This window comes from Sphingobacterium sp. LRF_L2 (assembly GCF_965644235.1).
GTDB lineage: Bacteria > Bacteroidota > Bacteroidia > Sphingobacteriales > Sphingobacteriaceae > Sphingobacterium.
Map to the genome: position 1 here is coordinate 19,166 of NZ_CBFFRI010000006.1, position 24,532 is coordinate 43,697.

Below are 24,532 nucleotides of genomic sequence, written 5' to 3' on the forward strand. Positions count from 1 at the left end.
ACCTTATGAACATTACACTAATTGGTGGCTCTGGTTTTGTCGGAACCCGTCTTATCCAAAATTTGCAAAAACAGGAAAGCCACAAATTACTGAATATTGATAAAAACAACAGTGAACAGTTTCCTTCCATCACGCATATTGCGGATGTAACGGATCTAGAGAGTATTCAGGCTTTGCTGCCCGAGACAGATGTGGTTGTATTGTTGGCTGCGGAACATCGAGACGATGTGTCGCCTACGACCTTATATTATGATGTCAATGTCGGCGGAATACGAAATGTGTTGGCAGCCATGGAAAAGCATGGCGTGAAGCATCTTATTTTTACCAGTTCGGTGGCGGTCTATGGCTTAGATAAAGATAACCCTGATGAAGATCTTCCAGCTGATCCTTTCAACCATTATGGAAAAAGCAAATGGATGGCAGAGGAAGTGTTGCAAAAATGGCATTTTGACCATGCCGATTGGAATATCCAGATTATTCGTCCAACGGTCATCTTTGGTGAAGGAAATCGTGGAAATGTCTGGAATCTTTTGAACCAGATTGCTTCCGGTAAATTTATGATGATCGGCAAAGGAGCCAACCGTAAATCGATGGCTTATATAGGGAATATCGTAGCCTTTATCGAGTTTTTGATTGCAAAGAAAAACAACGGTTATTGGGTTTATAACTATGTAGATAAGCCCGACTTCACCACCAACGATTTGGTATATCATACGGGTAAGGTATTGGGAAAAAATATTTCTTCACGCAAGATTCCGTATTGGTTGGGCATGTTGGGAGGTTATGGGTTTGATGTGCTGGCTTGGCTGTTGCGAAAAAAATTGCCGATCAGCTCCGTGCGTGTCAAGAAATTTTGCGCAGTTACGCAGTTTGATTCCAGCAAAGCGATGTCTTCTGGTTTTGTTCCTCCATTTACAATGGAAGAAGGGTTGAGACGCACGCTGCAATCGGAGTTCGGGAAATAGAAATGTCTTCCTCATCGACTAATACACGAATAGCTAAAAATACGTTTGCATTGTATCTGCAGATGTTATTTAGCATGCTCGTTGGCTTGTATACATCCCGCGTGATTTTAAACGTGCTCGGGGTGGAAGACTTTGGTATATTTAATGTCATAGGTGGTGTAGTCGCCATGTTCGGCATACTCAATTCTGCGATGTCTTCTTCTACAAGCCGGTTTATTACTTTCGAATTAGGACATGAAAATCTCTCCAGACAGCACGATGTTTTTTCGACGGCGCTTGTGATTCATTTCGCCCTCGCACTATCCGTCGTTATGATCGCAGAACCCGTGGGATTGTGGTTTCTGGAGAATCATCTTACAATTCCTGTTGCGCGCATGGACGCTGCTATTTGGGTTTTCCATGCTTCACTGTTTATCGTTTTCTTTTCCATCTTGAATGTACCTTTCAGCGCTGCGATTATAGCCCATGAAAAGATGGGGGCATTTGCTTACTTTTCTATTTTAGATATATCTTTAAAGTTGGCAATTGTTTATATTCTCCAGATCATTGATTTCGATAAGCTAAAGATTTATGCAGCACTATTGCTTTGTACTCAGCTTGTTTTGCAAACTATCACCTTCTTCTATTGCATTAGAAATTTTCCCGAGGTGCGAGGGAAATTGACATGGAAAAAGGATGCGGCAAAGGAAATGAGCTCTTTCGCAGGTTGGAGTATGTTTGGAGATTCCGCGGTATTGATGTTTACGCAGGGATTGAATATTTTACTAAATATGTTCTTTGGTGCTCCGGTTAATGCCGCGCGGGGAATAGCAACACAGGTGCAAAGTGTGGTAACGCGTTTTATCGGAGGGTTCCAGACGGCCTTGAACCCTCAGATAATAAAAAGTTACGCGGCAAATGACCTCATTTATATGCACAAGCTGATTTATGCTAGTTCAAAATTTTCTTTTTTTTTGTTGCTTATATTGTCTCTACCGGTTTTTTTTGAAGCGGAGCAGCTTTTAGTCTGGTGGTTGAAGATTGTCCCCGATCATACCGTTAACTTTGTTCGGATTATGTTGCTTATTTCCCTTGTTGATAGTTTAGCAAATCCGTTGATTTTTTCAGCAAAGGCAACCGGCAAGATTAAGAAATACCAAGCGGTATTGGGGACATTGTTGTTGCTTGTCGTGCCTATAAGTTACCTGTTTCTTTGGTTAGGTTATCCACCAGAATCTGTATTTGTTGTTCACCTTGTAGTTACTGTTATAGGCCAGATCGTGCGAGTAGTACTCATCAAACCCATGATCAATTTCCGGCTAAAAGATTATATGCAGTTCGTTGTTTTTAAATGTAGTTTAGTGTTGCTGCTTGCGCCGATTTTACCGCTAATTTCTTATCTTTATATTAATGATCTTGTAATACGCTTTTGGCTTGTTCTTCTTTGTTCTTTGTTTTCTGTTCTGTTTTCTATTTATATAATGGCACTGAATAAAACGGAGAAGACGCTGATTAAAGATTTTGTTTATTCTAAGGTTCGTTTCCTTGGAAATAGTCAATAATAAAAGCTAGCTTATGAAAAAAATTAATTTGATTTATTGGAATAATGATAATTTCGGTGACGCGTTAAGCCCATTGCTTATTGCCGAGCTATCTGGTATGCAAATTCAGTACAAGAATATAGAATTATCTATATCAGATAGAATGCGTATTCTATGGAAATCTTTCATTTCTTTGCGATTTGAAAACCTAAAAACTATAATTTTTCCTTGGGAAAATACTGTTGTAGGTATTGGTTCGGTGATCGGATGGGGTAACGATAGATCCTCTGTATGGGGGGCTGGATTCATGAATAATTTTAGTCCTTTTAAAGGAGGTAAGATATTCGCTGTCAGAGGTAAGTTAACAGAACAAAAATTAATTGATCTAGGTTGCCCTACAAACAGTGTTTATGGAGATCCTGCTTTATTGCTGCCTCTGTGGATACCAGAGCCCTTAGTGTCTCAAACAAAAAATATTGGCATCATTCCTCATTGGAAAGAAGTTGATGAATTTATAGCGTTATATGGAGATCGGTATCTTATTATAGATCTGCGCACAAGAGATATAAAAGACGTCATTGATAAAATATGCTCTTGCAAATATATTTTGTCGACTTCATTGCATGGTCTTATTGTTTCGCATGCCTATAAAGTGCCCGCTTTATGGATTAAAAAGAACTATATTGATACAGACGGATTCAAATTCCACGATTATTTTAGTTCGGTAGATATTCCTTCCTATGAGGGATTTGAAAATATAGAACAAATTTTAGGAGTTGAAACTGTTTTAGAAACCTTCTTTGAAGAAAATCGAGATAAAGCGCTTATTAATAATTCGCTCGAAAAAATACAAATAGCACTTCTAAAATCTGCGCCATTTCCGTTGAAAAAAAAGTATGAGGACGTTAGAAATTGTCTTGAAGAAAGTGCTCGCAGGTCTTAATCTAAAGAATTAGTTGAACTTAACGTTATATATGTCTTATATTCGTTGCTAAGGATTTTTGCTAGATAAATAAAAGCTATCGATAGTTCTAAATTTCGATCCTACTAAAAATTATGATGGATATGGTTGATTTGAATCAGTCTGATAAGTCGTTCAAACTAAAAGTCGTCTTGTCAGAATATCTTGATGCTGATAGAATGGATTATCTTCCTTTTTTATCGAAGGGATATATAATGGATTGGCTTCTGCAATCGGAGCAGTATTGGCTACGCCGTTTTGTTAGAGCTTTACGAAAAGAAGAATATTATACCTTTTATAAGCCTAACAAGCTTCTTAGGTATTATTACGCTCGAAAGAAAAATAAGTTGGGTCGTCAATTGGGGTTCTTTATTCCTGCTGGCTGTTTCGATTCAGGTCTAAAGATATACCATTATGGATCTATTTTGATTAATCCCAAAACGCGTGTTGGAAAAAATTGCACAATACATGGTAACTGTTGTTTAGGAAGCAAAGGGACATTTCCTGATGATTCGCCTATAATAGGAGATAATGTAGATATTGGTCAGGGAGCGCAAGTTCTCGGAGGAATTACTATTGCTGACGGAGTCCGCATAGGAGCGGGAGCTATAGTAACTAAATCAATTTTAGAGTCTAATGTAACTGTTGTAGGAATTCCTGCGCGAATTGTTAAATCAGATTAAAAGAAAAATGATAGATTCCAAATTAATATCTTTTGTCTTGCCTGCCTATAAAGCAACATTTTTTCAACAAGCAATAGCGAGTATTCTTGCGCAAACGTACACAAATTTTGAACTGATCATTGTAGATGACCAATCTCCGGAGGATTTGCAAGCGATAGTCAATATTTTTGATGATTCGCGTATTCGTTATTATAAGAATGAAAAAAATATTGGAGGGAATAATTTGGTGGCCCAATGGAATCATTCTATTACTTTTGCAAAAGGAGAATACCTTGTTTTGGCTGCAGATGATGATCTTTACCATCCAAATTTCTTAAAAACCTGTGTTGATCTAGCTATCAAATATCCCGATGTAGACATTGTAAGGTCGCGTGTAGAGCAAATTGATGAAGAGAATGGGCTTTTGGGAATAGACGGAATACTACCGGAGTTTTGTAGTAAATATGCCTTTTTAAAATATTGGTTGGATGCAACAGCTTTTACCTGTATTGGAAACTTCCTTTTTAGGACTTCTGTTATTCAGGCAAAGAAATTTATTGATTTTCCTTTCGCTTTTGGGTCGGACACAGCTACTGCTATTATGATGGCGGAGAATGGAATAGCAAATACGGCAGAAATGTTGTTTAGTTTCCGTATTTCCAGTGTTCACTTATCAAGTAACAAAGGTAAACTTATGGAAAAATTGGAAGCAAATACGTTGCTTTTTAAATGGCTTAAAAATCTGAATTATGAAATACCATTTAACAAGTATGATTTGCTCGATTATCAACAAACGCAATGGGCTAATTTGTATGCGAAGTGTAAGTATGATTATTATAATTTAGTAATTAGGCATTTTTCCTTTAGGCAACTATTTGTTGTAAATAGATGTGTATTATTGTCGTCAAAGGACAGATTGATTATGAAAATCCGGTTTATTGTTGATAAAATTTTTAGAAGATAAATAGGTGAAAGAAATAGAATTTGATGTACCTGTTGTTGTTGCTTTTACGCCGAATTATTTGGTTCCCGTAGCTACCTGTTTACTCTCGGTCTTGGATAATTCTGATAGTTCGGACAGCTTCCATTTTATCTGTCTACTTACGAAAGAGCTTTCAGATAGGCATCAACAAGAATTAAAAAAATTAATCGGTGAACGTAGTCAATTTTCTTTTATCGATCTAAGTGGAGAACTCAACGATATTTATGTAGACGAAAAATACACCGTGGCTGCATCTTACCGTTTACTATTACCGGACTTACTTCCCGATTATGATAAAGTTTTATACATCGATTGCGATATGGTTTTTCGGAATAATTTAGCGGAGCTTTATCGGCAAACAGATATCACGGAGTATTATATGGCGGGGGTTGTAGAGGCGACATTACCTTTCCAATTAAAACATATGCAGGATATTGGTTGTGAGCCTGGTTCATACATCAATTCTGGATTGCTTTTAATGAATCTAACTTTACTACGAAAGGATAATATGGTCGAACGATTCTTAGAAGCCTCTAAAGTGGAGGGGCTTGAATTCCCGGATCAAGATGTAATCAATCAATTATGTAAGGGACAAATCTTAGGTTTGGAACCCTATTGGAACAGTATAAGGACATTTCTGTTGCCACAATATAAAATTGATTTTCTAAAATTTTATACAGCATCCGATTGGAAGCAGGTCCAAGAACGAGGAAATGTACATTACACGGGGCCAAAACCTTGGCATACATTTACAGTAGCTTTTGATCTATGGTGGGGCTATTACGAGAAGCTTCCGAGATATTTTAAAGAGTTGATACCTATTCCTGCAAAGATTAACCTTCTGGCTAGGGTTTACAGAACTACTTTAGGTAAGCTTATTCTAGATTCAGCTAAGGCGTTTTATAGAATATTTAAGCTAAAAGTAGGATGAAGCACGCTTACCTGATTATGGCACATAATGAATTTGCGGTTTTACAACAATTAATAATTGCATTGGACGACCCACGAAATGATATTTATGTTCATATAGATAAGAAAGTTAGACAATTGCCCCATCTGAAGAGTTTACATGCAAACTTGTATGTGTTAGAAAACCGAGTAGATGTACGCTGGGGATCGGTTTCACAAATTAAGGCAGAATATGTACTTTTTGAAGCGGCTTATAGTAGGCAAGAATACGATCGTTATCATTTGATCTCTGGAACGCATTTACCGATAAAAACTTCAAAAGAGATTATAGATTTTTTTACAGTTCACAGAAATGAACAGGTTGTGAGCTCCATGTATACGAATGCTTATGAGGTGAATATGAAATTGGCCAGATTCCATTTTTTTTTAAACTATTTTCGAGAAGGAAATAGTTTCCAGAAAAGATTCGCTAATTTTCTTTGGAATGTATCCTTGAAAATGCAGTATCTTCTTCATATTCAGAAAACAACTCCTAAAGTAACTATAAAAGCAAATAATTGGGTCAGTTTAACCCATCAGGCTGTAGGCCATTTGCTTAATCAAAAGAAAATAGTTTTCAACGTTTTTAGGTGGTCATTTTGTGGTGATGAATTTTTGGTACCTTATTTATTTGAAAATAAAGAATCTGAATACAAAATTTTAGACTATAGTAAACTACTCTATAACGATTTTCAAGGAAGTAATCCGAGAGTGTTAACAATGGATGATTATGAATTTCTTTGTAATTCCGACTATTTGTTTGCTAGGAAATTTAGTAGTAATCATATCGATCTGGTATACAAAATTGTAGAAAAAGTAAGGGTTTAAGAGAAATGAAGCACGCTTATCTTCTATTAGCACATAATGATTTTGCTGTTCTGAGCTGCTTATTGGAGGCGTTAGACGATTCCCGTAATGTAATCTATATCCATTTTGATAAGAAACTGTTCGAACTTCCAGCTCTTGAATTGCGGAATGCGGAACTATACGTATTAACTGAGCGTGTCGATGTACGTTGGGGCGATGTTAGTGTGGTAGAAGCTGAACTAAATTTATTTGCAGCTGCGTATAAAAATGGGCCTTACGGACATTATCATCTCTTATCGGGGGTTGATATGCCATTACAGTCACAAGATGCTATTCATCAATTTTGCATAGAAAATTCAGACAAACAGTTTGTTGGCTTTTCGCATGGAGATCAGATCACACATATTACTCTGAAGGTACAGCGATATCATATTTTTCCGAAATATTTTCGTTCATCGGGATCAGGATTCGATTTTTTACGTAAGGCTCTGCGTTTTCTTACATTGCGCTTGCAGTTTCTGTTAGGAATCAAGCGAAACAAAAGTATCGAGTTTAAGAAAGGTACACAATGGGTCAGTTTGACAGATGATTTTGTGAATTATCTATTGTCTCAACGTAAACTTATATTAAAACAATATAGATATACCTTTTGTGCAGATGAAATTTTTGTGCAGACCGTTTGTTGGAACTCGAGGTTTCGGTCGCAGATCTTCAATCTGGAAAATGAAGGCCTGGGGAGCCAAAGAATGATTCGATGGCGCGATAATCGAATTTATGACTGGGGGATAGACGATCTGGAAGAACTTAAAAAATCAGATTTATTATTTGCGAGGAAGTTTAATGGTAGAGAATTCGAGGTTGTGAAATGTCTACTTCGATACCTTAAATCTTAAGTTATAAATGCTTTAATCGATTAATAGGGGTTTTAGTCTTGCTTATAAATTTCCATTATAATCCCTTTTGCGAATCTCTCTTACAAAAAAACTTAATACAAAACATCAGATTTGTGCCAAAATTGAGGGGGGGCAAAATTTTTTTGGCACGAATTTAATGTTTTTTTGCTTTAAAAATAGCTTGCTTTTAATTTAAAAACAGCTTTGAATGTTGTTTAAAGGATGTTGTTTGTCTAATAATTTTAGTTTATCTAAGGAAGAGCAACTCCTGTGATTTGGGCAAAACCTCCTGTGATTCTAGGCAAATCACAGGAGGTTTTGTTTTACTCTGGCGTAGTCTTGTCAGGATCACATGTTGTTCTATTTTAGATAGAACACTGTCTAGATAACATCCAATATAAGAAAGATCGCATTCCACCTCCTGCTCTGCTTTTGTAAAGTTACGTAACTGCACGTAAATAAATTCCAGATCTTCGTAGAAAGAACTAAGGCCGTTCTTAAAAAGAATCGCTTTGCAAAAACTCATCTACTTTCTTCACGAATCAACGACTTCACGACTTTGCATCTTCACAACAAATGTAATCTCGTAACCTATCTATTGGTTCGTAACCAATACCAATCAATGACTTTAAAACTTCACGAATCAACAACAAAGTAAACTCGTAACTCTTTTACTTTGTAACTTATATACCAACTTTCTAAAAAGCAAAAAATGCTCTTCTTATACAGAAAAGCATTTTTTTTACTATAACAGTTTTTAAACTGAATTTAGTTTAGATTTTCAATTTCTTCTATGGAAAGACTGCTTGCTTTCGCTATAACTTCCACCGCGACATTCAGTTTCTTCAATTCAACAGCCATAGTTCGCTTTTCTTCTTCTTTTCCTTCTTTGCGTCCTTGTTCTAGTCCTTGTTGAAGCCCTTGTTCTAGTCCGCGTTGAAGTCCTTCCTGGGCCTGCCGAAGGGCAGCACGCTCTGCTGTGATGCGGATACTTTCTGCGTCACGTTTATCTTTTAAACTCCATTCATATGCTCTCATATCATCTACTGTTAGATTTGAAACTGCTCCTAACTCAAAGATAAGTCTAAACACGCGCTTATCCAAGAACTTAGGCATTTCATTCAACGCATTCATGTGCTTAAATAAATACAACCACATATCCATCGTGCTTTTTACCTCAGCACCTTTTTTGTTAAAATTGGGTAGGCACAACAGTTTGTAACCTAATTTATCGTAAAAGATCTCTTTACTATCTTTATCGCACAAAAGCACGTCATTATAATATTTATCAGGAAGGCTTCCCTGCAAAGAAAAATCTAAAATACCGATCAGATAAACCTCTGGTAGCTCATAACTATTTCCCAGAGGTCCTCTTGGCACTAAGCTATGGATAAGCCGGGAGCTGTAGTAAACCATGCGATCTTTGATAAACTCCTGCGCAAGCTGCTGCATCTCGATAATAAAATGGCTGTTATCCTCGCTCGTGCAGTACAGGTCAAAAATAACCTTACGTCCACCCTCCCGCTCCGCCTGTCGTTCAGTAGCGCGGTAGTCCAGATCCTTGATTACCTTTTCTCCACCGAAGAGGCTGTTCAGAAAGGAAATCAGGTTCTGCTTACCCTGTTCATGACCAAAATAAAGCTTCCAGCCAAAATCAGTACATATATCTACGTACTTCCCTAAAAGATTGTTTTGTGTTTTCATTTGAGCATAATTATCACCGCTATACCTGTACATCAAAATAAGAGCAGATAGTAAACGGATCGTTGTTATAAATGGTCGTCAAGAATAATCGTTCTGCTTGCCCATAAGAGCATGAGAACATCATCAGACTGTACAATTGATTTTCGGAACTAAAGATCAGAAATAAAAAGATTAAAAGCTAATATTATTAGTTTTTGATGGCTTTTTTTTATAAAGTTTTGCCCTTCAAGCCGAAGCAGGCTTTTTTTGTCCTTAGCCAAAACAGGGCTTCTCTTTGTCCTCTATGGGCGGACAGCCCAGTTCTTTTTTCCGAAAAAAGAACCAAACCGACCGAAGGTAGCTCATGAATAAAAAAAACACGAATTCATAAAACTCGTCGCTGGAAACCTTTGCAGGGCAAGTCTGTGCCAAGGCAAAGTTCTACATATTGCAAAGGTTACCTTCGGTGAGCTCGCAAGCTCGGTTTCAAGGCGACATTTACTGTCAAGGATTTGTAGTGCAATTATTCATCCTTTACAACTTTAAGACTTTACAGAATATGTAACCTAGTAACTCTTCCATCACTTCATAACTAATACCTACGACTTTATAACTTTACGCATTAACAACTTTACAAAAAATGTAACCTTATAACTTTCTTATCACTTCGTAACTAATATCAACGACTTCACAACAAAAAATAATTATCTTAGCTATCGCATAAATATTGATCTATTGAAGTGTAATTTGTCTCTAAATGAGCAAGTAATATGTTAAAGAAATATCCAAAAGTATCTATCATTATTCCGGTGTACAATGCTGTTAATACGTTACCCACTTGTTTGGACGCGTTGCGTGCACAAAGTTATCCTGTATTAGAGTTTATTTTTATCAACGACTGTAGTACGGATGCTAGTGTACAGCTTCTGGATGCTTTTGCTGCAGATTATTTAGAGGAAGGAGAACTTGACGTTAAAGTATTGCATCATACGAAAAACCAAGGCGTAGCAGTGGCGCGTAATACCGGGCTGAATGCCGCTACGGGAGACTTTCTTTATTACGTGGATGCTGATGATAGTTTGGTGCCAGATACCATAACGTTAGCTGTAGAAAACGCCGAAAAAACCGAGGCCGATATCGTTGGGTTTAATTGGTTCTTGACATTCGATAAAAACGAGCGTAAAATGAATCAACCTGCATTTAACACGCCTTGGGATGCGTTAGAGAAAATGATGCAGGGTACTATGCGTTGGAATCTTTGGCTGTTTTTGGTGCGACGTTCACTTTACGAAAACAATCAAATTCGTTTCACACCCAATATGAACATGGGAGAGGATTTATTGGTGATGGTCAAATTATTTGGAGTGGCTGAGAAAGTAGCCTATATAGATGAAGTATTGTACCGTTATCGGCAATCAAATAGTGCTTCACTAACAAAAACATATTCTATAGATCACATCCAACAGGTCACCGCGAATGTGAAAGAAGTAGAAGCATTTTTAATAGATAGTCCTTATGCGACAAAACTAGGGAACTTAATCGCCTATTTAAAGCTCAATATCAAATTGCCTTTGCTGATCTCAGACCAGACAAGCCAGTATAAACGTTGGTTAAACTGGTTCCCGGAGGCAAATGCCTTCACTATGGAGAATAAAAGCTTGCCTTGGCGGACAAGAATTTTGCAATTTGCCGCTGTAAAGAAGCAATTTTGGCTATTGAAATTATATTATTATTTTGTAATTCGCTTGGTCTATGGTGTTATTTATCGCTAGTTCACATGTTTAAACTTTTTCAATACATAGCATTAACTATTTTAGTCAGTTTATATTACTTTCCAATAGGGCTGTCGATTCTGCCCGCAAGTTTAAATACAAAGAATGTGTTGGCGCTTACAGGTATAATTTTTCTTATTTACGATTGTATACAGGTACGACGACTAAATATATCCCTTAACCTACTTGGTGCGATTGGTTTCTCTGTCGTGTTTTCGCTAATCTGTTTATTTGCCACAGACTATAATCATACGACTGATTATGCTTATGCTAGTTATTATATCTCTTTTTCAGTTTGGATTTTTGGGGCCTATGCGGTATGTGCATTGGTTCGTATTGTGCATGGAGAGGTCAATTTTAAATTAATTACCATCTATCTTACTGCCGTATGTTTTGGTCAATGTGTTGCAGCGCTAATGATCGATCGCATACCCACCTTCAAAATGTTGGTAGACAGCTACGTTAATCAAGGACAAGAATTTTTTGAAGAGGTTGATCGTTTATATGGTATTGGCGCAGCATTGGATACCGCAGGTGTACGCTTTTCATTAGTATTGGTTATGATTGCGGCTTTATTAGTTCAAGAAACGAGTATCCGTAATAATGCCGTCAAAATTGTTCTGCTTTTACTTGCCTTCTTTACTATTGTTCTGATTGGTAACATGATGGCACGTACAACAATTATAGGTTTTGCAATGTCTCTAGCGTACCTAGGGTTATCTACTGGATTACTGCAATTCGTGATCCGGGAACGATTTTTTAATTTTTTCCTGATCTTTATTCTGATATTGAGCTTAGGTATTGCTATTGCTGTATATCTTTATCAGACGGATGAAAATTTTTATCATAATATGCGTTTTGCTTTTGAAGGTTTTTTCAACTGGGTAGAAAAAGGGGAGTGGCGTACCGATTCTACCGATAAGCTTAATAGAGAGATGTGGATTTGGCCACAAGATACAAAAACTTGGATTATTGGATCTGGGCTGTTTGATAACTTTGTGTACAGTACGGATATTGGGTATTGCCGTTTGATTTTATATTGTGGGTTAACCGGGTTTTCTGTTTTTGCCCTGTTCTTTGTATACAACGCTTATATTTTTGCACAGCAGAACAAACGCTATGCGCTCATGTTCTTTTTCTTTTTGGTGATCACCTTTGTGATCTGGTTTAAAGTCGCGACGGATATTTTTGTCATCTATGCTTTATTTTATTGTATGGATGGAATAGAGACCGGTCCAGAACTTCGAACAAGATTCGTACGGACACAACCTCAAATGCAAGCGGCATGAAAATAGTGTATTGTATTTCGGCGACGCACAATTCGGGCGGTATGGAACGGGTGTTGACCAATAAAGCCAACTATTTAGTGAAAGCGGGCCATGAAGTGCATGTTATTACAACCGATCAACAAGGGAAGCCTTCTTTTTTTGAATTAGATCCACGCGTGCAATGCAACGATATTGGTATTAATTATGTAGAGAGTCAACAGCTGGGGCTTTTCCAAAAGCTCTTGCAGTACGCCGTAAAACAGAAAAAACACCAAGAACGCATAAGTGCTTTATTATGCTACATGAAGCCCGATGTAACCATTTCCATGTTTGACCATGATGTGCCTTTTCTTTGGAAAATACAGGATGGCAGTGCAAAGATTTTAGAGGTGCATTTTTCTCGCTTTAAACGTTTGCAGTATGGTCGGAAGGGGCTGTGGAAATTAGTCGATCGTTGGCGCAGTCGTCAGGACCTGAGACAGGTTGCACAATACACACGTTTTGTTGTCTTGACGCAAGAGGATAAGGGGTATTGGGGAGCGCTTCCCAATATACAGGTTATTCCAAATGCACATAGTTTTGAACCGGATAGCGTTGCTAATTTAGCAGATAAACGAGCTATTGCCGTTGGTCGATTGGACCATCAAAAAAATTTTGAAGAGTTGGTTTATGCTTGGGTGAGAGCAAGTAAAGCCTGTCCCGATTGGGTATTGCATATATTCGGCAAAGGTCCGATGAAAGAGCAACTCGAAGGGTTAATTAGAGATTTGGGGCTGCAAGATACCGTGTACATCAACGCTCCGGTCAAAGATATTACGAAAGAATACCTGAACAGTGCTTTGTTGGCGATGACTTCCCGCTATGAGGGCTTGCCAATGGCGCTTTTAGAAGCACAGGCTTGTGGTTTGCCGTTGGTGGCTTATGCCTGCAAATGTGGTCCTCGGGATATTATCCAAAACGGAGAAAACGGTTTCCTAATCAAGCAGGGAGATCGTGAAGAGTTGACTGAACACTTAATTTTGTTGATGCAAGACAGTATACTCCGAAAAAAGATGGGCGCCAAAGCAAAAGCTTTAGCCGCTAATTTTACGGAAGAACATGTGATGCGGCAGTGGCTTGATCTCTTCGAAATTGTTCGACCAAAAGTTTCCAATGCCTCGTCACCATCAGAATAATTTTATTGAACCATACCTAACTACTCCAATGGAACCAAAAACAATTGTTATATCTGCTGTCAATTTAAATCGAGGAGGTACATTGCGTATCCTACGAGATTGTTTGTCTTTTCTTTCCGAGCTGGCTGCTGCAGGGGAGTTTCGCGTCGTGGCAGTGGTATACAGCAAAGCGCTGGTTGATTTTCCGCATATCGAATATATTGAAACGCAATGGCCGAAGAAGCTTTGGCTGAACCGGCTATGGTTTGAGTATGTTTCCTTGCGCAAAATTTCTAAAACTTTGCAGCCCGTCGCCTTATGGTTTTCATTGCATGACACCAGTCCTTCCGTCTATGCGGAAAAACGTGCAGTCTATTGCCATAATTCCTTTCCTTTTTTGAAATGGAAATTAAGAGACTTATTTTTTGCACCGAAAATAGTTTTGTTTGCGCTCTTTTCACGTTTTTTCTATCAGGTAAATATCCATAGGAATGATTACCTGGTTGTGCAGCAGCAATGGTTTCGTGCGGCTTTTGTCCGTTTATTTAATTTGCAGCCTAACAAAATTGTTGTTGCGCCACCGGTGCAGGAAATTATTGCCCGTCCGTTAACGACAACTGTCGATCCACATTCTTTTTACACATTTATTTATCCAGCAATATCAGACAGCCATAAAAATTTTGAATGCATTTGCGAAGCGGTAAAGTTACTTTGGCAAGAAGGAATTCAAAATTTTCGGGTTGTATTGACTATTAAAGGCGATGAAAATGCCTACACGCGATGGTTGTACAGCAAATGGGGAACAGCGTTGCCCCCGCTCGAGTTTAGAGGCTATGCCGATCGATTGACTTTAATCCGTTATTTTGAAGAAGTGGATTGCTTACTTTTCCCATCGAAAGTCGAGACTTGGGGTTTGCCCATTTCGGAGTTTTCATTCTTTCAAAAACCAATGTTATTGGCAGATTTACCCTATGCACATGAAACAGCACAGGGGAATGAGCAGATCGCATTTTTCTCACCGGAGGATCCCAGCCAACTCGCTGCGCAAATGCGAAGCCTGATAAAGGGGGATCAAAGCTTTTTAAAAGCAATACCCCGGAAAGAAATCGCAGAACCAGTTGTACATAACTGGAAAGAGTTGTTTGCATTGTTGCTGAATACGTAAAGTCGTAGGTATTAGTTACGGAGTGATGGAAGAGTTACAAGGTTACATTTCTTGTAAAGTCGTAAAGGATGAATAATTGCACTACAAATCTTGAACATTCAATGTCGCCCTGAAACCGAGCTTGCGAGCTCACCGAAGGTAACCTTTGCAATATGTAGAATTTTGCCTTAGTACAGACTTGCCCTGCAAAGGTTTCCAGCGACGATTTTTTATGAATTCGTGTTTGTTTTTTTGTATTCATGAGCTCCTTACGGTCGGTTTTGCATCCTTTTTTTGGAAAAAAAAGGATGAGCCCTGTCCCGGCTTGAGGGACACAACTTTATCAAGAAAAAAGTAATGCCCAGCCCTGGCTAAGGACAAAAAACTTGCATTAGCTAAATGGCATGAACAATAAGCTAATTTTAATAAAAAAATGAAAATATTACAATTAGGCAAATTCTACCCCATTCGGGGAGGTGTAGAAAAAGTAATGTATGACCTTACACTAGGCTTATCCGAAGCAGGTATAGACTGCGATATGCTTTGCGCATCCACAGAAGATCATCCTAGTGAAATTTTAACGCTGAACGCGCGAGCGCATGTATTCATCATGCCAACAAGTATAAACCTTGCCGCAACGAAAATAGCACCGGCGATGGTGAAAAAACTGCGCAAAATCGCCAAGGACTATGATGTTATTCATGTACATCATCCAGATCCTATGGCTTGTTTAGCTCTTTTTTTATCCGGATATCGTGGAAAGGTCGTTCTACACTGGCACAGTGATATATTGAAACAAAAGACCTTATTAAAAGCCTATAAACCTTTGCAAAATTGGCTCATCAAACGGGCCGACAAAATTGTCGGCACCACACCGACATACGTCAAAGAGTCCCCTTTTTTAGCAAAAGTACAGCATAAGGTAGATTACCTCCCAATAGGCGTAGAACCTCTGGAGCCAAATCCAGAAATTGTTTTTCGTATCAGGCAAGAATACCCGCATAAAAAAGTCATTTTCTCGCTCGGTCGTTTAGTGAACTACAAAGGCTACGAATACCTGGTGAAAGCTGCACAATATCTACCGAACGATTATGTCATACTCATTGGAGGGAAAGGGCCTTTAAAGGAAGAGCTAGATGCGCTGATTGATAACCGCGGATTGCGTGAGAAAGTACAGCTTTTAGGATATATCTCCGATGAAGAGGCTCCATCTTATTTTCAAGCCGCCGATCTCTTCTGTTTGTCTTCTATATTAAAAACCGAAGCATTCGCTATCGTGCAGATTGAAGCGATGTCTTGTGGAAAGCCAATTGTTACCGCCGATATTCCAGGATCAGGGGTAGGCTGGGTAAACGAAGATGGTGTTTCAGGTCTGCTGGCACCGATAGAAAACGAAAGAGTTTTGGCCGAAAAAATAACGCAAATTCTAGGTAATGACCAGCTATACGAACAGCTGTCACAAGGTGCAAGGACAAGGTTTGAAACTTTATTTACCAGAAAACAAATGGCAAAGGCTTGTTTGGCTATTTATCACTTGGTATTGCAAAATTAAAAGCATTATTTTGCGGTAAATACCCTTATTTTATTTATTGGGATTTTGATAAACAATTTAGCTGTTGTTTGTGTAATTTAAAGGAACTGATAGCAACTCACGTTGGGCATTAATTTTGCAGAGAAAAATAATCATACCAAATCCGGTTTTCTTCGCTGAGGTACAGCTGTACTTGCAGCAAGGAAAGGAGGTGCTCTTTCCCATTAAAGGAAACAGCATGCGCCCTTTCTTGACGAACGGCGATAAGGTTTTGCTGGAAGCGTTGGCGGAGGATGTTTGGCCGCTGGGAAGCATATTGTTGGCAAAATGGGGAGATGATTATGTATTGCATCGACTCGTGAAGCGTAGACTAATGGAGATTGGCCTCGCGGGTGACGACAATATCGTACAGATTGAATGGGTGAAACCAGAAGCTGTGTTGGCGAAAGTGAAGGAAATACATTATACCAATAAAACCAAAAAACGGATAAATTCTTGCTCGCGGCTGTTGGGCTTAATTTGGTACTATGCCCGTCCGATTAGGCAAATTGGCCTGAAAATAAATAAGATAGTAAGGGGTAAATAAGCTTATGAAGTTACGAAAAGATTTGATCTTAAGACATATTGGTGATGATTATATTATAGTCGAACCTGGACAAGAACAGATCGACCTTTCAAAGGTATATACGTTAAATGAAACGGCTGCTTGGCTGTGGGAAGAATTAAAAAATAAAGATTTTGCTTTGGAAGATATGGTTGCCTTGCTTTGCTCGGAATATGACGTGACAGCGGATATAGCCCTTATCGATGCGAAACAACTTGTGCGGGACTTTCAGAAACAAGGCCTTATTATCGACTAATGATGCAAAACAAGAAGACCTACGATGCTTTCTTCGTACTGCTGCGTGCAGGTCTTTGGAATAGACCTATAGATGCTCTTCGCTATTTTCCATTAGAAACAACGGCCTGGGAACAACTTTTTACGCTTGCTATACAGCAAACCGTAGAAGGGTTGGTGTTTGATGGTATGCAGAAGTTGCCTAAGGAATATTTTCCACCACGTAGCCTTCTCTTACGTTGGACTGTTCGTATCGATGCGATAGAACGACGTAGCTTATGGATGAACGGTATTTTGGATGAGCAAGCCTGCTTTTTTGAAGAAAATAATATTCATGCTGTCCTATTAAAAGGGCAGGGATTGGCACAATGTTATGCGAATCCCTTGCGTCGCGTAACGGGCGATGTTGATTGGTATTTTCCTAATCTAACAGAAAATAGGATGCTATATAAAAAGCTCGAACAACAGGGAATAAAAGCAACGAAATCGGCAGGCTTTAGTTATAGCTTTTTATGGAAAAATTGTGAAACGGAAAGTCACGAGAGGCTTTTTGATTTACATAATCCATTCATTCAAAAACTATTGAGACGTCTCGAAAGGGAAGAAAAATTAAATAAACAGTTTCTCGCCTTAGACAAGAGTAAAATCATTCTACTCTCGCCACAGCTCACGTTCATTCAGGTCAATGCGCATATTCTTAAACATTTGTTGGCTTTCGGTATCGGAATACGTCAACTTTGCGATTCGGCTCGGGTGTGTTATACCTACAGTCGTGTAGTGGATGGTGAGAACTTGCGAAAGCGGTACAAACAATTAGGTATTCTCAAATGGATTGATGTCTTGCATGCATTGTTGGTGGATTACCTCGGATTGGAAGAACAGGATTTACCTTTTGAAAGGGATCAAAATATCCGCGCAGATTGGATGATGGAGGAGATTCTGGTAGCAGGAAATTTCGGTTTTCACGATCCACGTGTAGATTTAGTAAGAGAACTGCAAACAAATCGACGGGTTGATAGTTTTAAAAGATGGAAAAGCAATTTTCGTCGTTATCTGCCATATGCGCCTTATGAAGCGATGTTCTTTCCAATTATGCAATTTTATTCGCGATTATTTACATAAAGAATGGCACCTTACACGTTTACATACCAGTTGCGTTGGGCTTGGTCGTTGACACAAGGCTATCGAAAACAACTGTTGGGCTATTTTCTGCTCGAAGTGTTGGCTATTCTATTATCACTTCTATTTGTTTATTATTCTAAGCATGCCATTGATCAGGCGGTACATGTGGTGCCTGGAAGTTTACGCATAACCTTAATATTGGTGGTGGCTTCGGTGCTGTTAGGGATTATTATTCGCATGATATCCTCCCGATGGAATGAAAAGACTAAACTGAAGATGAGTTTGGAGCTTCAAGAAAAACTTTTGGACGGACAAATGCGTGCGGTTTGGAAATATGTGAAGGATTGGCATACGGGCGATTTAATGGTGCGTATACAAACCGATTCGCTGGAAGTGTCGCAAATGCTGAGCCAGTCGGCTTTATCCTTCATCCTTGTATTGGTGCGGCTTTTGGCCTCTTTTGGCTTTCTCTGGTTGATGGATCCAATGTTGGCTATTGTTATTGTAGCCATTTCTCCACTTTTTTTGTTTTCCAAGCTTTATTTTCGAAAAATGCGCCGCCTAAACAAGGAAGTTAAGGAGGCAGAGAGTAACTTTGGCAACGTAATGCAGGAAAACCTTCGCTTACGCTTATTGATTCGAGCATTAGGTCTTGTCCCTGCACGGAAGGAAAAATTGAAAGAAAGCCAAACCAAAATTTATCGATTAAAAATGGCTCAGCAGAATTTTGCGATAGGGAGCCAGACATTAATGAAATTTACGATCAACGGCGGGTATCTCTTGACTTTCTTCTGGGGGATTTACCGATTGGATGCGGGGCAGATCTCGTTCGGTACCATGGCGGCATTTCTACAGTTGGTTGGTCGTATTCAGGCACCGATTCTTCAAGGGATGTCTTTCTTTCCACAGTTTATCCGATTCCGTACAGCGGCAGATCGTTTACTAGAACTTTTTGCCGATGAAAAAGAAAATAGCAGTCAGCTGCAGCATATTGCTCATCCACGTGCAATTCGCTTAAAAGATGTCTCATTCCGCTACGAAGATAAGTTTGTCATAGAAGGGCTGGGGGGGGAAATACGTCGCGGAGAGCCCACGGCTATTATCGGTTCAAGTGGACGCGGTAAAACAACCCTGATCCGATTATTGTTGGCACTGATTCAGCCACATAAAGGACAGATTCTAATCGATGAAGAGCAAGGGACGCAGCTATTGACGAATGCACATCGAGTGAATTTTGCTTATGTTCCACAGGGAAACTCACTGTTTAGTGGCACGGTGTTCGAAAATTTGACATTGCGTCATGGAATGGATCCCAAACGCTTACATGAAGCAATTCACTTGGCTTGTGCCGAGTTTGTATATGCGTTGCCGCAGGGATTAGATACGGTTATTGGAGAGTCAGGTTTTGGGCTTTCCGAAGGGCAGGCACAGCGTATAGCCATTGCACGAGCCATGATGCAGGATGCGCCAATATGGCTTTTGGACGAAGTGACCTCGGCTTTGGATACGGAAACGGCCAATAAGTTAATGGACCGGTTGATCGAAGCGGGAAAAGATAGAATTCTTCTTTTTGTAACGCACGACCTGTATCTGGCAGAACGTTGTGCACAAACCCTCTATATGCAAGGCTAAATGAACGAAGATAAAACATATAGAACCTTTTCTCGAAAAACGCAAGTCTATCAAATTGCGGGTATTGGCTTGGAACTCACCTTCCCAGATTGTGTCGATATAAAACATGTCTTACCATCTTTTGCCGATTTTTTCGAGATAACAAAAGGTGGAGCAAGTGCAGGTGTACAGGTGGAGATTACTTTTGAAACATTTGATGAAGGCTTGCAAGATAGTACACTATTGTCCGAGGAATCTTTAGTCTGGGGGGATTATTTTCAGTTTCGCGAAACGACAGATGCCTACTTTACCTGTGTAAGCACAGGAGCACAGAAAGCTTCTTGGTATATGAAAAGTAGCAAAGACTTTGCAACGAATAGCATTTATGCCGTAGAGGAGGAGATGACAGGTACCACAGTGTTATCCTGGCTGCTGATGGTGGCTTTTGCACAAGGTGTGCTCAAGTTTTCTACCATATTGATCCATGCCTCGGTGGTCGAAGGTGAAGGAATGGCCGTGGCTTTCCTCGGAAAGAGTGGGACAGGTAAGAGCACCCACAGCAGGCTTTGGTTGCAACACAATACAGGCTTTCACTTGTTAAACGATGATAACCCTGCTGTGCGGATAGGCGAAGGAGGTAAGGTCCATGTTTACGGTACACCTTGGAGTGGTAAAACACACTGTTACCGCAATTTGGGCTTGCCGCTAGCGGCTGTCGTACGTCTATCACAAGCAAAGCAGAATCAATTTTCTTGGAAAAAGGGAAAGGAAGCGTTGATCACGTTGTTACCTAGCGGTTCGGCATTAAGATGGAATACACAACTTTTTTCGGCGATGACCTCTATTTTTCAAGTGCTCTCGGTGCAGGTGCCCATTGGGCATTTAGCTTGTCTGCCCGATGCGGCCGCCGCACGCTTGTGTTATGCACAGATTATAGAACAACATACGGTTAATGAATAAACAAATTGAAATTTACATGGGTCAAACACAAGCACGAATGACCACGAAGTAGCATCAGTGCCAGTGAAAACGAAAGTAACACGAGTAATATTCCATATGTCCATAAAAAACAAACCGAGTGAAAGGAGTTCATTTATTCCGATGAAATCTAACACTTATAAATAATAATATACTTATGAAAAACAAGGTACTTCTTCTCTTCGCCTCTTGCCTTTTCGCCTTTCAATCTTGTATTGTGCCGAAAAAAGTGGTTTATCTAAAAGATATGGAGCCCGATAAGGTGTATAACACGACGTTGGTTCCCCCGCTGCGCATTCAAAAAAATGATCGACTCAGTATACAGGTCAGTTCGAAAACACCGGAATTGGCGGTGCCTTTTAATCAGGATGGAGGTGTGTATTCTGTCAATGAACAAGGAGGGGTGACAGCGGCTCCGTCCGTAAGTACGCTAACCAATAAGGGCTATTTGGTGGACGAAGAAGGAAATATTGAATTTCCGGTGTTAGGTACTTTGAACGTTGAAGGGATGACTTTGGATGGTTTGCGAGATCAATTACGGGATCAATTAGGACAGCAACGTCTAATTAGCGACGCTGTGGTGAAGATCGAATTGATGAACCTCAAGATTACCATGATGGGGGCTATCTCTACAGTTGGGGTTCTCAATGTTCCAGATTCGCGTATTACCTTAATTGAAGCCATCACACGTTCAGGAGGATTATCAAATAATGCGAAAACAAGTAAAGTTGCTGTGATACGGGAAGAGGCAGGAGGGCGTAAGATGTACTTGAATGATATCGAAAAAATGGATATCTTTAACTCACCAACATACTACCTGCAGCAAAATGATATTGTGTACGTGGAACCTCGAACTGGAGAGATGACGCCACGGGAACAGCAGACGTTAACGTATTTTGGTATTATAACCGGGTTGACGACGATGGTCTTGACCTTCTTGAATTTAATGAAATAATTACTAGCATGAACCCTATGGACAATACGACATTTAACCCCTATATCGAGAGCAAAGAAAAGGAAGGTAAATCACTGCATCTGATCGATTTATTGAAATACCTGTTTTTGCATTGGTATTGGTTCGCTTTGTCGATATTGCTTTTTGGTGGCTATTACTATTACGAGTATAGTAAAACACCTTTTTTGTATAGCCGGGCCCAGACCATCATGATTAAGAATACAACCAATACCTTGAGTGTTAGTCGGGTGACGCGTTTGAATAATTATTATGGCGGTGTAAATGTAGCTGGAGAGATTTTGCAATTACGATCGAAAGAGCTGATGCGGAATACGATTTCCCGTTTACATGCAGATGTTGCTTATTCCATGAAATCGGGTTTACGTACAGTCGAATTGTATAAAGAATCGCCTTTTCAAGTGGAGTTCTTGGATGCGAAAATGGAGGATAACTGTACGTTTATGCTTACGGCTATTGATTCTACACAATTGCGCTTTGCTGTAGGTCAGGAAGATGGGGTAGAGAATTTTACGATGGTTCCTTTCAATAAGGTGTTGAAAACTTCCTTTGGTCGGATTCGGATTGTAGCCAATGAACATTTTAATAAAGCACTTTATGGTGAGCAGATTACGGTAACCAAAAGCCCAAGGGAAGATATGGTGGGGTACTTCTTGGGTAGATTGCTCATCACCCAGATGGAAGATGATGCGACCTTATTGCAGATGTCCATAGAAGATGTCAATGCGGAGAGGGCCGCGGAATTGCTTTCTATGTTGATAGTCGTTTACAATGAAGAAACCATTGAAGATAAAAACAGGGTAGCTAAAAATTCGGCTGAGTTTATCAAAGATCGGATTGCGATTATCGAGAATGAGTTGGGATCGGTAGAAACCAATCTAGAGCAGTTGAAAGCACGTAATGAAGGGATGGATGTGAATACAGCTACGGGAGTTTTTTGGGGGGAAAGTCGAGAGTACCAATCGGCGACTCGTGGGATAGAAACCCAATTGCGTTTGGTACAGCTGATGCGGGAACGAATTGACAATTCCAACGAATCGAGTAGCTTGATTCCTAGCAATACGGGCTTGGTAGATGAAAACATCGAAAGTCAGATTAGTGAGTACAATGGTGTAATGTTGAAACGGAACCGTTTGGTAGCAGGCAACAATTCGGCGAACCCTGTTGTGCAAGATATGGACGCAGTATTGAGCGCTATCCGCGACAATATTTACCATTCTGTTGATAATTCGATGTTGGGCTTACGCATCCGGATTCGCAACCTGCAAAAAGAAGAAGCCGAATCGCGTGCGAAAGCACAAGGCTTGCCAGCGAAGCAACGGATGATGTTGTCTATTGAAAGGCAGCAAAAGGTGAAAGAAGAGTTATACATCTTGCTTTTGAACAGACGGGAGGAAAATGCTTTAAATCAGGCCATGACAGATGACAACTTACGCGTGGTGGATCCACCATCTGGTAGTCCTTGGCCTATCTACCCAAACAAAGTGCGAAAGGTTATGACTGGGGTGGGTATTGGTGTTGTTCTTCCAACAATTGCGCTATTGCTTTTACTTTTATTAGATACGAAGGTGAATGGTCGTAAGGATATTGAAGAAGCTTTAACAGTACCTTTCTTAGGTGAAATTCCTTTTGCAAAAACAAGTTCAAAAGGTCAGGGCGATGTCGTGGTCAACGAACAAGGACGGGATCCAGTGACGGAAGCCTTCCGTATCTTGCGGACTAATATTGGCTTTATGTCCTCGGCGGATAAAGAGATTCGAGTGATTACATTTACCTCTTTTAATGTGGGGGCTGGGAAAACCTTTACGGCATTAAACTTGGCATCAAGTTTAACCTTTTTACTGCAAAAGGTCGTATTGCTGGATTTGGATTTGCGGAAAGGGACTATGAGTGATCACTTTAAATTAGGCTCTGTTAAAGGCGTAAGCCATTTCTTGTCCGACCCTGCAATTTCCTTGGATCAGATCACTTACCAAAGTTCCTTAGGGAAAGGTTTGGACATTATTCCCATCGGTGTTATTGCTCCAAATCCAGTGGAGTTGCTTTTAAGCAAACGCTTGGATGTCTTGATCTCTCAATTAAAAGAGCGTTACCGATATATTGTTGTGGATAATGTACCTATCGATTTAGTTGCAGATGCGGCAGTGGTAAATCGTATATCTGAACTAACTATCTTCGTGGTTCGTGCGGGTAAGCTCGACAGACGCCTGCTGCCCGAGATTGAGAAAATTTATAGAAAGAAAAAATTAAATAACATGGCAATTCTGCTCAATGGTATCCGGAAGCTGAAATCCAGTTATGGCTATGGCTACGGCTACGCGTACGGTTATGGCTATCAAAAAGACACCAAAGGCGCCAGAGGCTTTTTCAAACGCTTGTTTAGAAGATAGTCTCGATAGAAGAAGCGTGTGATTAAGTTTAATAATTTTTACCAACGTAACCTTGTAACTTCCACATCACTTTATAGCCTATACCATCAACGCCTTCACATATTTCCAAACGATATCACTTCGTAACTGATACCGACAGCTCTGAGCTTTTTGCAAGTTTAAACAAGTGTTTCTACTGCTCTTGTAGCTGTTCTGCTACAAGAAAAAATAATTACGCGAATGTAGTTGTAACTCGACAAATCCCCTTACACCTATTGGTTACCTTTGTTGCCATTAAGGTAAGTGTCGATCGAAGGACATAAGGATTAAAAGAGGCTGAATCGACATAAA

At 39.6% G+C, this 24,532-nt stretch carries 21 protein-coding genes; 20 read left to right on the forward strand and 1 reads right to left on the reverse strand.

Features of this window, described 5'->3' with window-relative positions; all coding sequences use genetic code 11:
* Nucleotides 1–5 precede the first annotated feature (5 nt).
* From ACSZOX_RS13050 to ACSZOX_RS13085, 8 genes are all read left to right on the forward strand, one after another.
* Nucleotides 6–965, forward strand: a complete 960-nt coding sequence (locus ACSZOX_RS13050; RefSeq protein ID WP_437920449.1) for an NAD-dependent epimerase/dehydratase family protein — start codon at nt 6–8, stop codon at nt 963–965.
* Between the two features lie 2 nt (nt 966–967).
* A complete protein-coding gene (locus tag ACSZOX_RS13055) occupies nt 968–2,506 on the forward strand; it encodes a hypothetical protein (RefSeq protein ID WP_437920451.1) in 1,539 nt (512 codons plus the stop codon).
* Nucleotides 2,507–2,519: 13 nt separating this feature from the next.
* Nucleotides 2,520–3,428: a polysaccharide pyruvyl transferase family protein gene (locus tag ACSZOX_RS13060; protein WP_437920452.1), complete on the forward strand. Its 909-nt coding sequence runs from the start codon at nt 2,520–2,522 to the stop codon at nt 3,426–3,428.
* A 113-nt stretch (nt 3,429–3,541) separates the two neighbouring features.
* Nucleotides 3,542–4,129 (forward strand): serine O-acetyltransferase, encoded by a 588-nt coding sequence (locus ACSZOX_RS13065; RefSeq protein WP_437920454.1) that lies wholly within the window; start codon nt 3,542–3,544, stop codon nt 4,127–4,129.
* Nucleotides 4,130–4,136: 7 nt separating this feature from the next.
* On the forward strand, nt 4,137–5,072 hold the full coding sequence (locus ACSZOX_RS13070; RefSeq protein WP_437920455.1) for a glycosyltransferase family 2 protein: 936 nt from the start codon (nt 4,137–4,139) through the stop codon (nt 5,070–5,072).
* A gap of 4 nt (nt 5,073–5,076) precedes the next feature.
* Complete coding sequence (locus tag ACSZOX_RS13075; RefSeq protein WP_437920456.1) at nt 5,077–6,021, forward strand: glycosyltransferase family 8 protein; 945 nt, start codon at nt 5,077–5,079, stop codon at nt 6,019–6,021.
* Nucleotides 6,018–6,866 carry a beta-1,6-N-acetylglucosaminyltransferase gene (locus tag ACSZOX_RS13080; RefSeq protein WP_437920457.1) on the forward strand — a complete coding sequence of 283 codons (849 nt, stop codon included), beginning with the start codon at nt 6,018–6,020 and terminating at the stop codon, nt 6,864–6,866. Before ACSZOX_RS13075 ends, ACSZOX_RS13080 begins: the two co-directional genes overlap by 4 nt.
* 5 nt (nt 6,867–6,871) lie before the next feature.
* Entirely contained in the window at nt 6,872–7,738 is an 867-nt protein-coding gene (locus tag ACSZOX_RS13085) for a beta-1,6-N-acetylglucosaminyltransferase (RefSeq protein ID WP_437920458.1), read from the forward strand.
* 768 nt (nt 7,739–8,506) lie between these two features.
* On the opposite strand, the gene ACSZOX_RS13090 is transcribed toward ACSZOX_RS13085, so the two are convergent.
* Nucleotides 8,507–9,442 (reverse strand): Rpn family recombination-promoting nuclease/putative transposase, encoded by a 936-nt coding sequence (locus ACSZOX_RS13090; protein ID WP_437920459.1) that lies wholly within the window; start codon nt 9,440–9,442, stop codon nt 8,507–8,509.
* Between the two features lie 749 nt (nt 9,443–10,191).
* On the opposite strand from ACSZOX_RS13090, the gene ACSZOX_RS13095 reads away from it, so the two are divergent.
* The 12 genes from ACSZOX_RS13095 to ACSZOX_RS13150 all read left to right on the forward strand — a co-directional run bounded on the left by ACSZOX_RS13095 (nt 10,192) and on the right by ACSZOX_RS13150 (nt 24,202).
* A complete protein-coding gene (locus ACSZOX_RS13095) occupies nt 10,192–11,193 on the forward strand; it encodes a glycosyltransferase family 2 protein (RefSeq protein WP_437920460.1) in 1,002 nt (333 codons plus the stop codon).
* A gap of 5 nt (nt 11,194–11,198) precedes the next feature.
* Entirely contained in the window at nt 11,199–12,482 is a 1,284-nt protein-coding gene (locus ACSZOX_RS13100; protein WP_437920461.1) for a hypothetical protein, read from the forward strand.
* On the forward strand, nt 12,479–13,636 hold the full coding sequence (locus ACSZOX_RS13105) for a glycosyltransferase family 4 protein (RefSeq protein WP_437920462.1): 1,158 nt from the start codon (nt 12,479–12,481) through the stop codon (nt 13,634–13,636). Before ACSZOX_RS13100 ends, ACSZOX_RS13105 begins: the two co-directional genes overlap by 4 nt.
* 28 nt (nt 13,637–13,664) lie before the next feature.
* On the forward strand, nt 13,665–14,780 hold the full coding sequence (locus tag ACSZOX_RS13110) for a glycosyltransferase (protein ID WP_437920463.1): 1,116 nt from the start codon (nt 13,665–13,667) through the stop codon (nt 14,778–14,780).
* Nucleotides 14,781–15,192: 412 nt separating this feature from the next.
* Nucleotides 15,193–16,311 carry a glycosyltransferase gene (locus ACSZOX_RS13115; protein ID WP_437920464.1) on the forward strand — a complete coding sequence of 373 codons (1,119 nt, stop codon included), beginning with the start codon at nt 15,193–15,195 and terminating at the stop codon, nt 16,309–16,311.
* 115 nt (nt 16,312–16,426) lie between these two features.
* The gene (locus tag ACSZOX_RS13120; RefSeq protein WP_437920465.1) at nt 16,427–16,876 is read left to right on the forward strand and encodes a S24/S26 family peptidase; all 450 of its coding nucleotides are present in this window, start codon (nt 16,427–16,429) and stop codon (nt 16,874–16,876) included.
* A gap of 4 nt (nt 16,877–16,880) precedes the next feature.
* Complete coding sequence (locus ACSZOX_RS13125) at nt 16,881–17,150, forward strand: PqqD family protein (RefSeq protein ID WP_437920466.1); 270 nt, start codon at nt 16,881–16,883, stop codon at nt 17,148–17,150.
* Entirely contained in the window at nt 17,150–18,250 is a 1,101-nt protein-coding gene (locus ACSZOX_RS13130; protein WP_437920467.1) for a nucleotidyltransferase family protein, read from the forward strand. The genes ACSZOX_RS13125 and ACSZOX_RS13130 overlap by 1 nt, the downstream gene beginning before the upstream one ends.
* A 3-nt stretch (nt 18,251–18,253) precedes the next feature.
* The gene (locus ACSZOX_RS13135) at nt 18,254–19,882 is read left to right on the forward strand and encodes an ABC transporter ATP-binding protein (RefSeq protein WP_437920468.1); all 1,629 of its coding nucleotides are present in this window, start codon (nt 18,254–18,256) and stop codon (nt 19,880–19,882) included.
* The gene (locus tag ACSZOX_RS13140) at nt 19,883–20,821 is read left to right on the forward strand and encodes a hypothetical protein (protein ID WP_437920470.1); all 939 of its coding nucleotides are present in this window, start codon (nt 19,883–19,885) and stop codon (nt 20,819–20,821) included. It abuts the gene before it with no gap.
* A 175-nt stretch (nt 20,822–20,996) separates the two neighbouring features.
* A complete protein-coding gene (locus ACSZOX_RS13145) occupies nt 20,997–21,794 on the forward strand; it encodes a polysaccharide biosynthesis/export family protein (RefSeq protein ID WP_437920471.1) in 798 nt (265 codons plus the stop codon).
* Between the two features lie 8 nt (nt 21,795–21,802).
* Nucleotides 21,803–24,202, forward strand: coding sequence for a GumC family protein (locus ACSZOX_RS13150; protein ID WP_437920472.1), 2,400 nt, complete (start codon nt 21,803–21,805; stop codon nt 24,200–24,202).
* Nucleotides 24,203–24,532 lie beyond the last annotated feature (330 nt).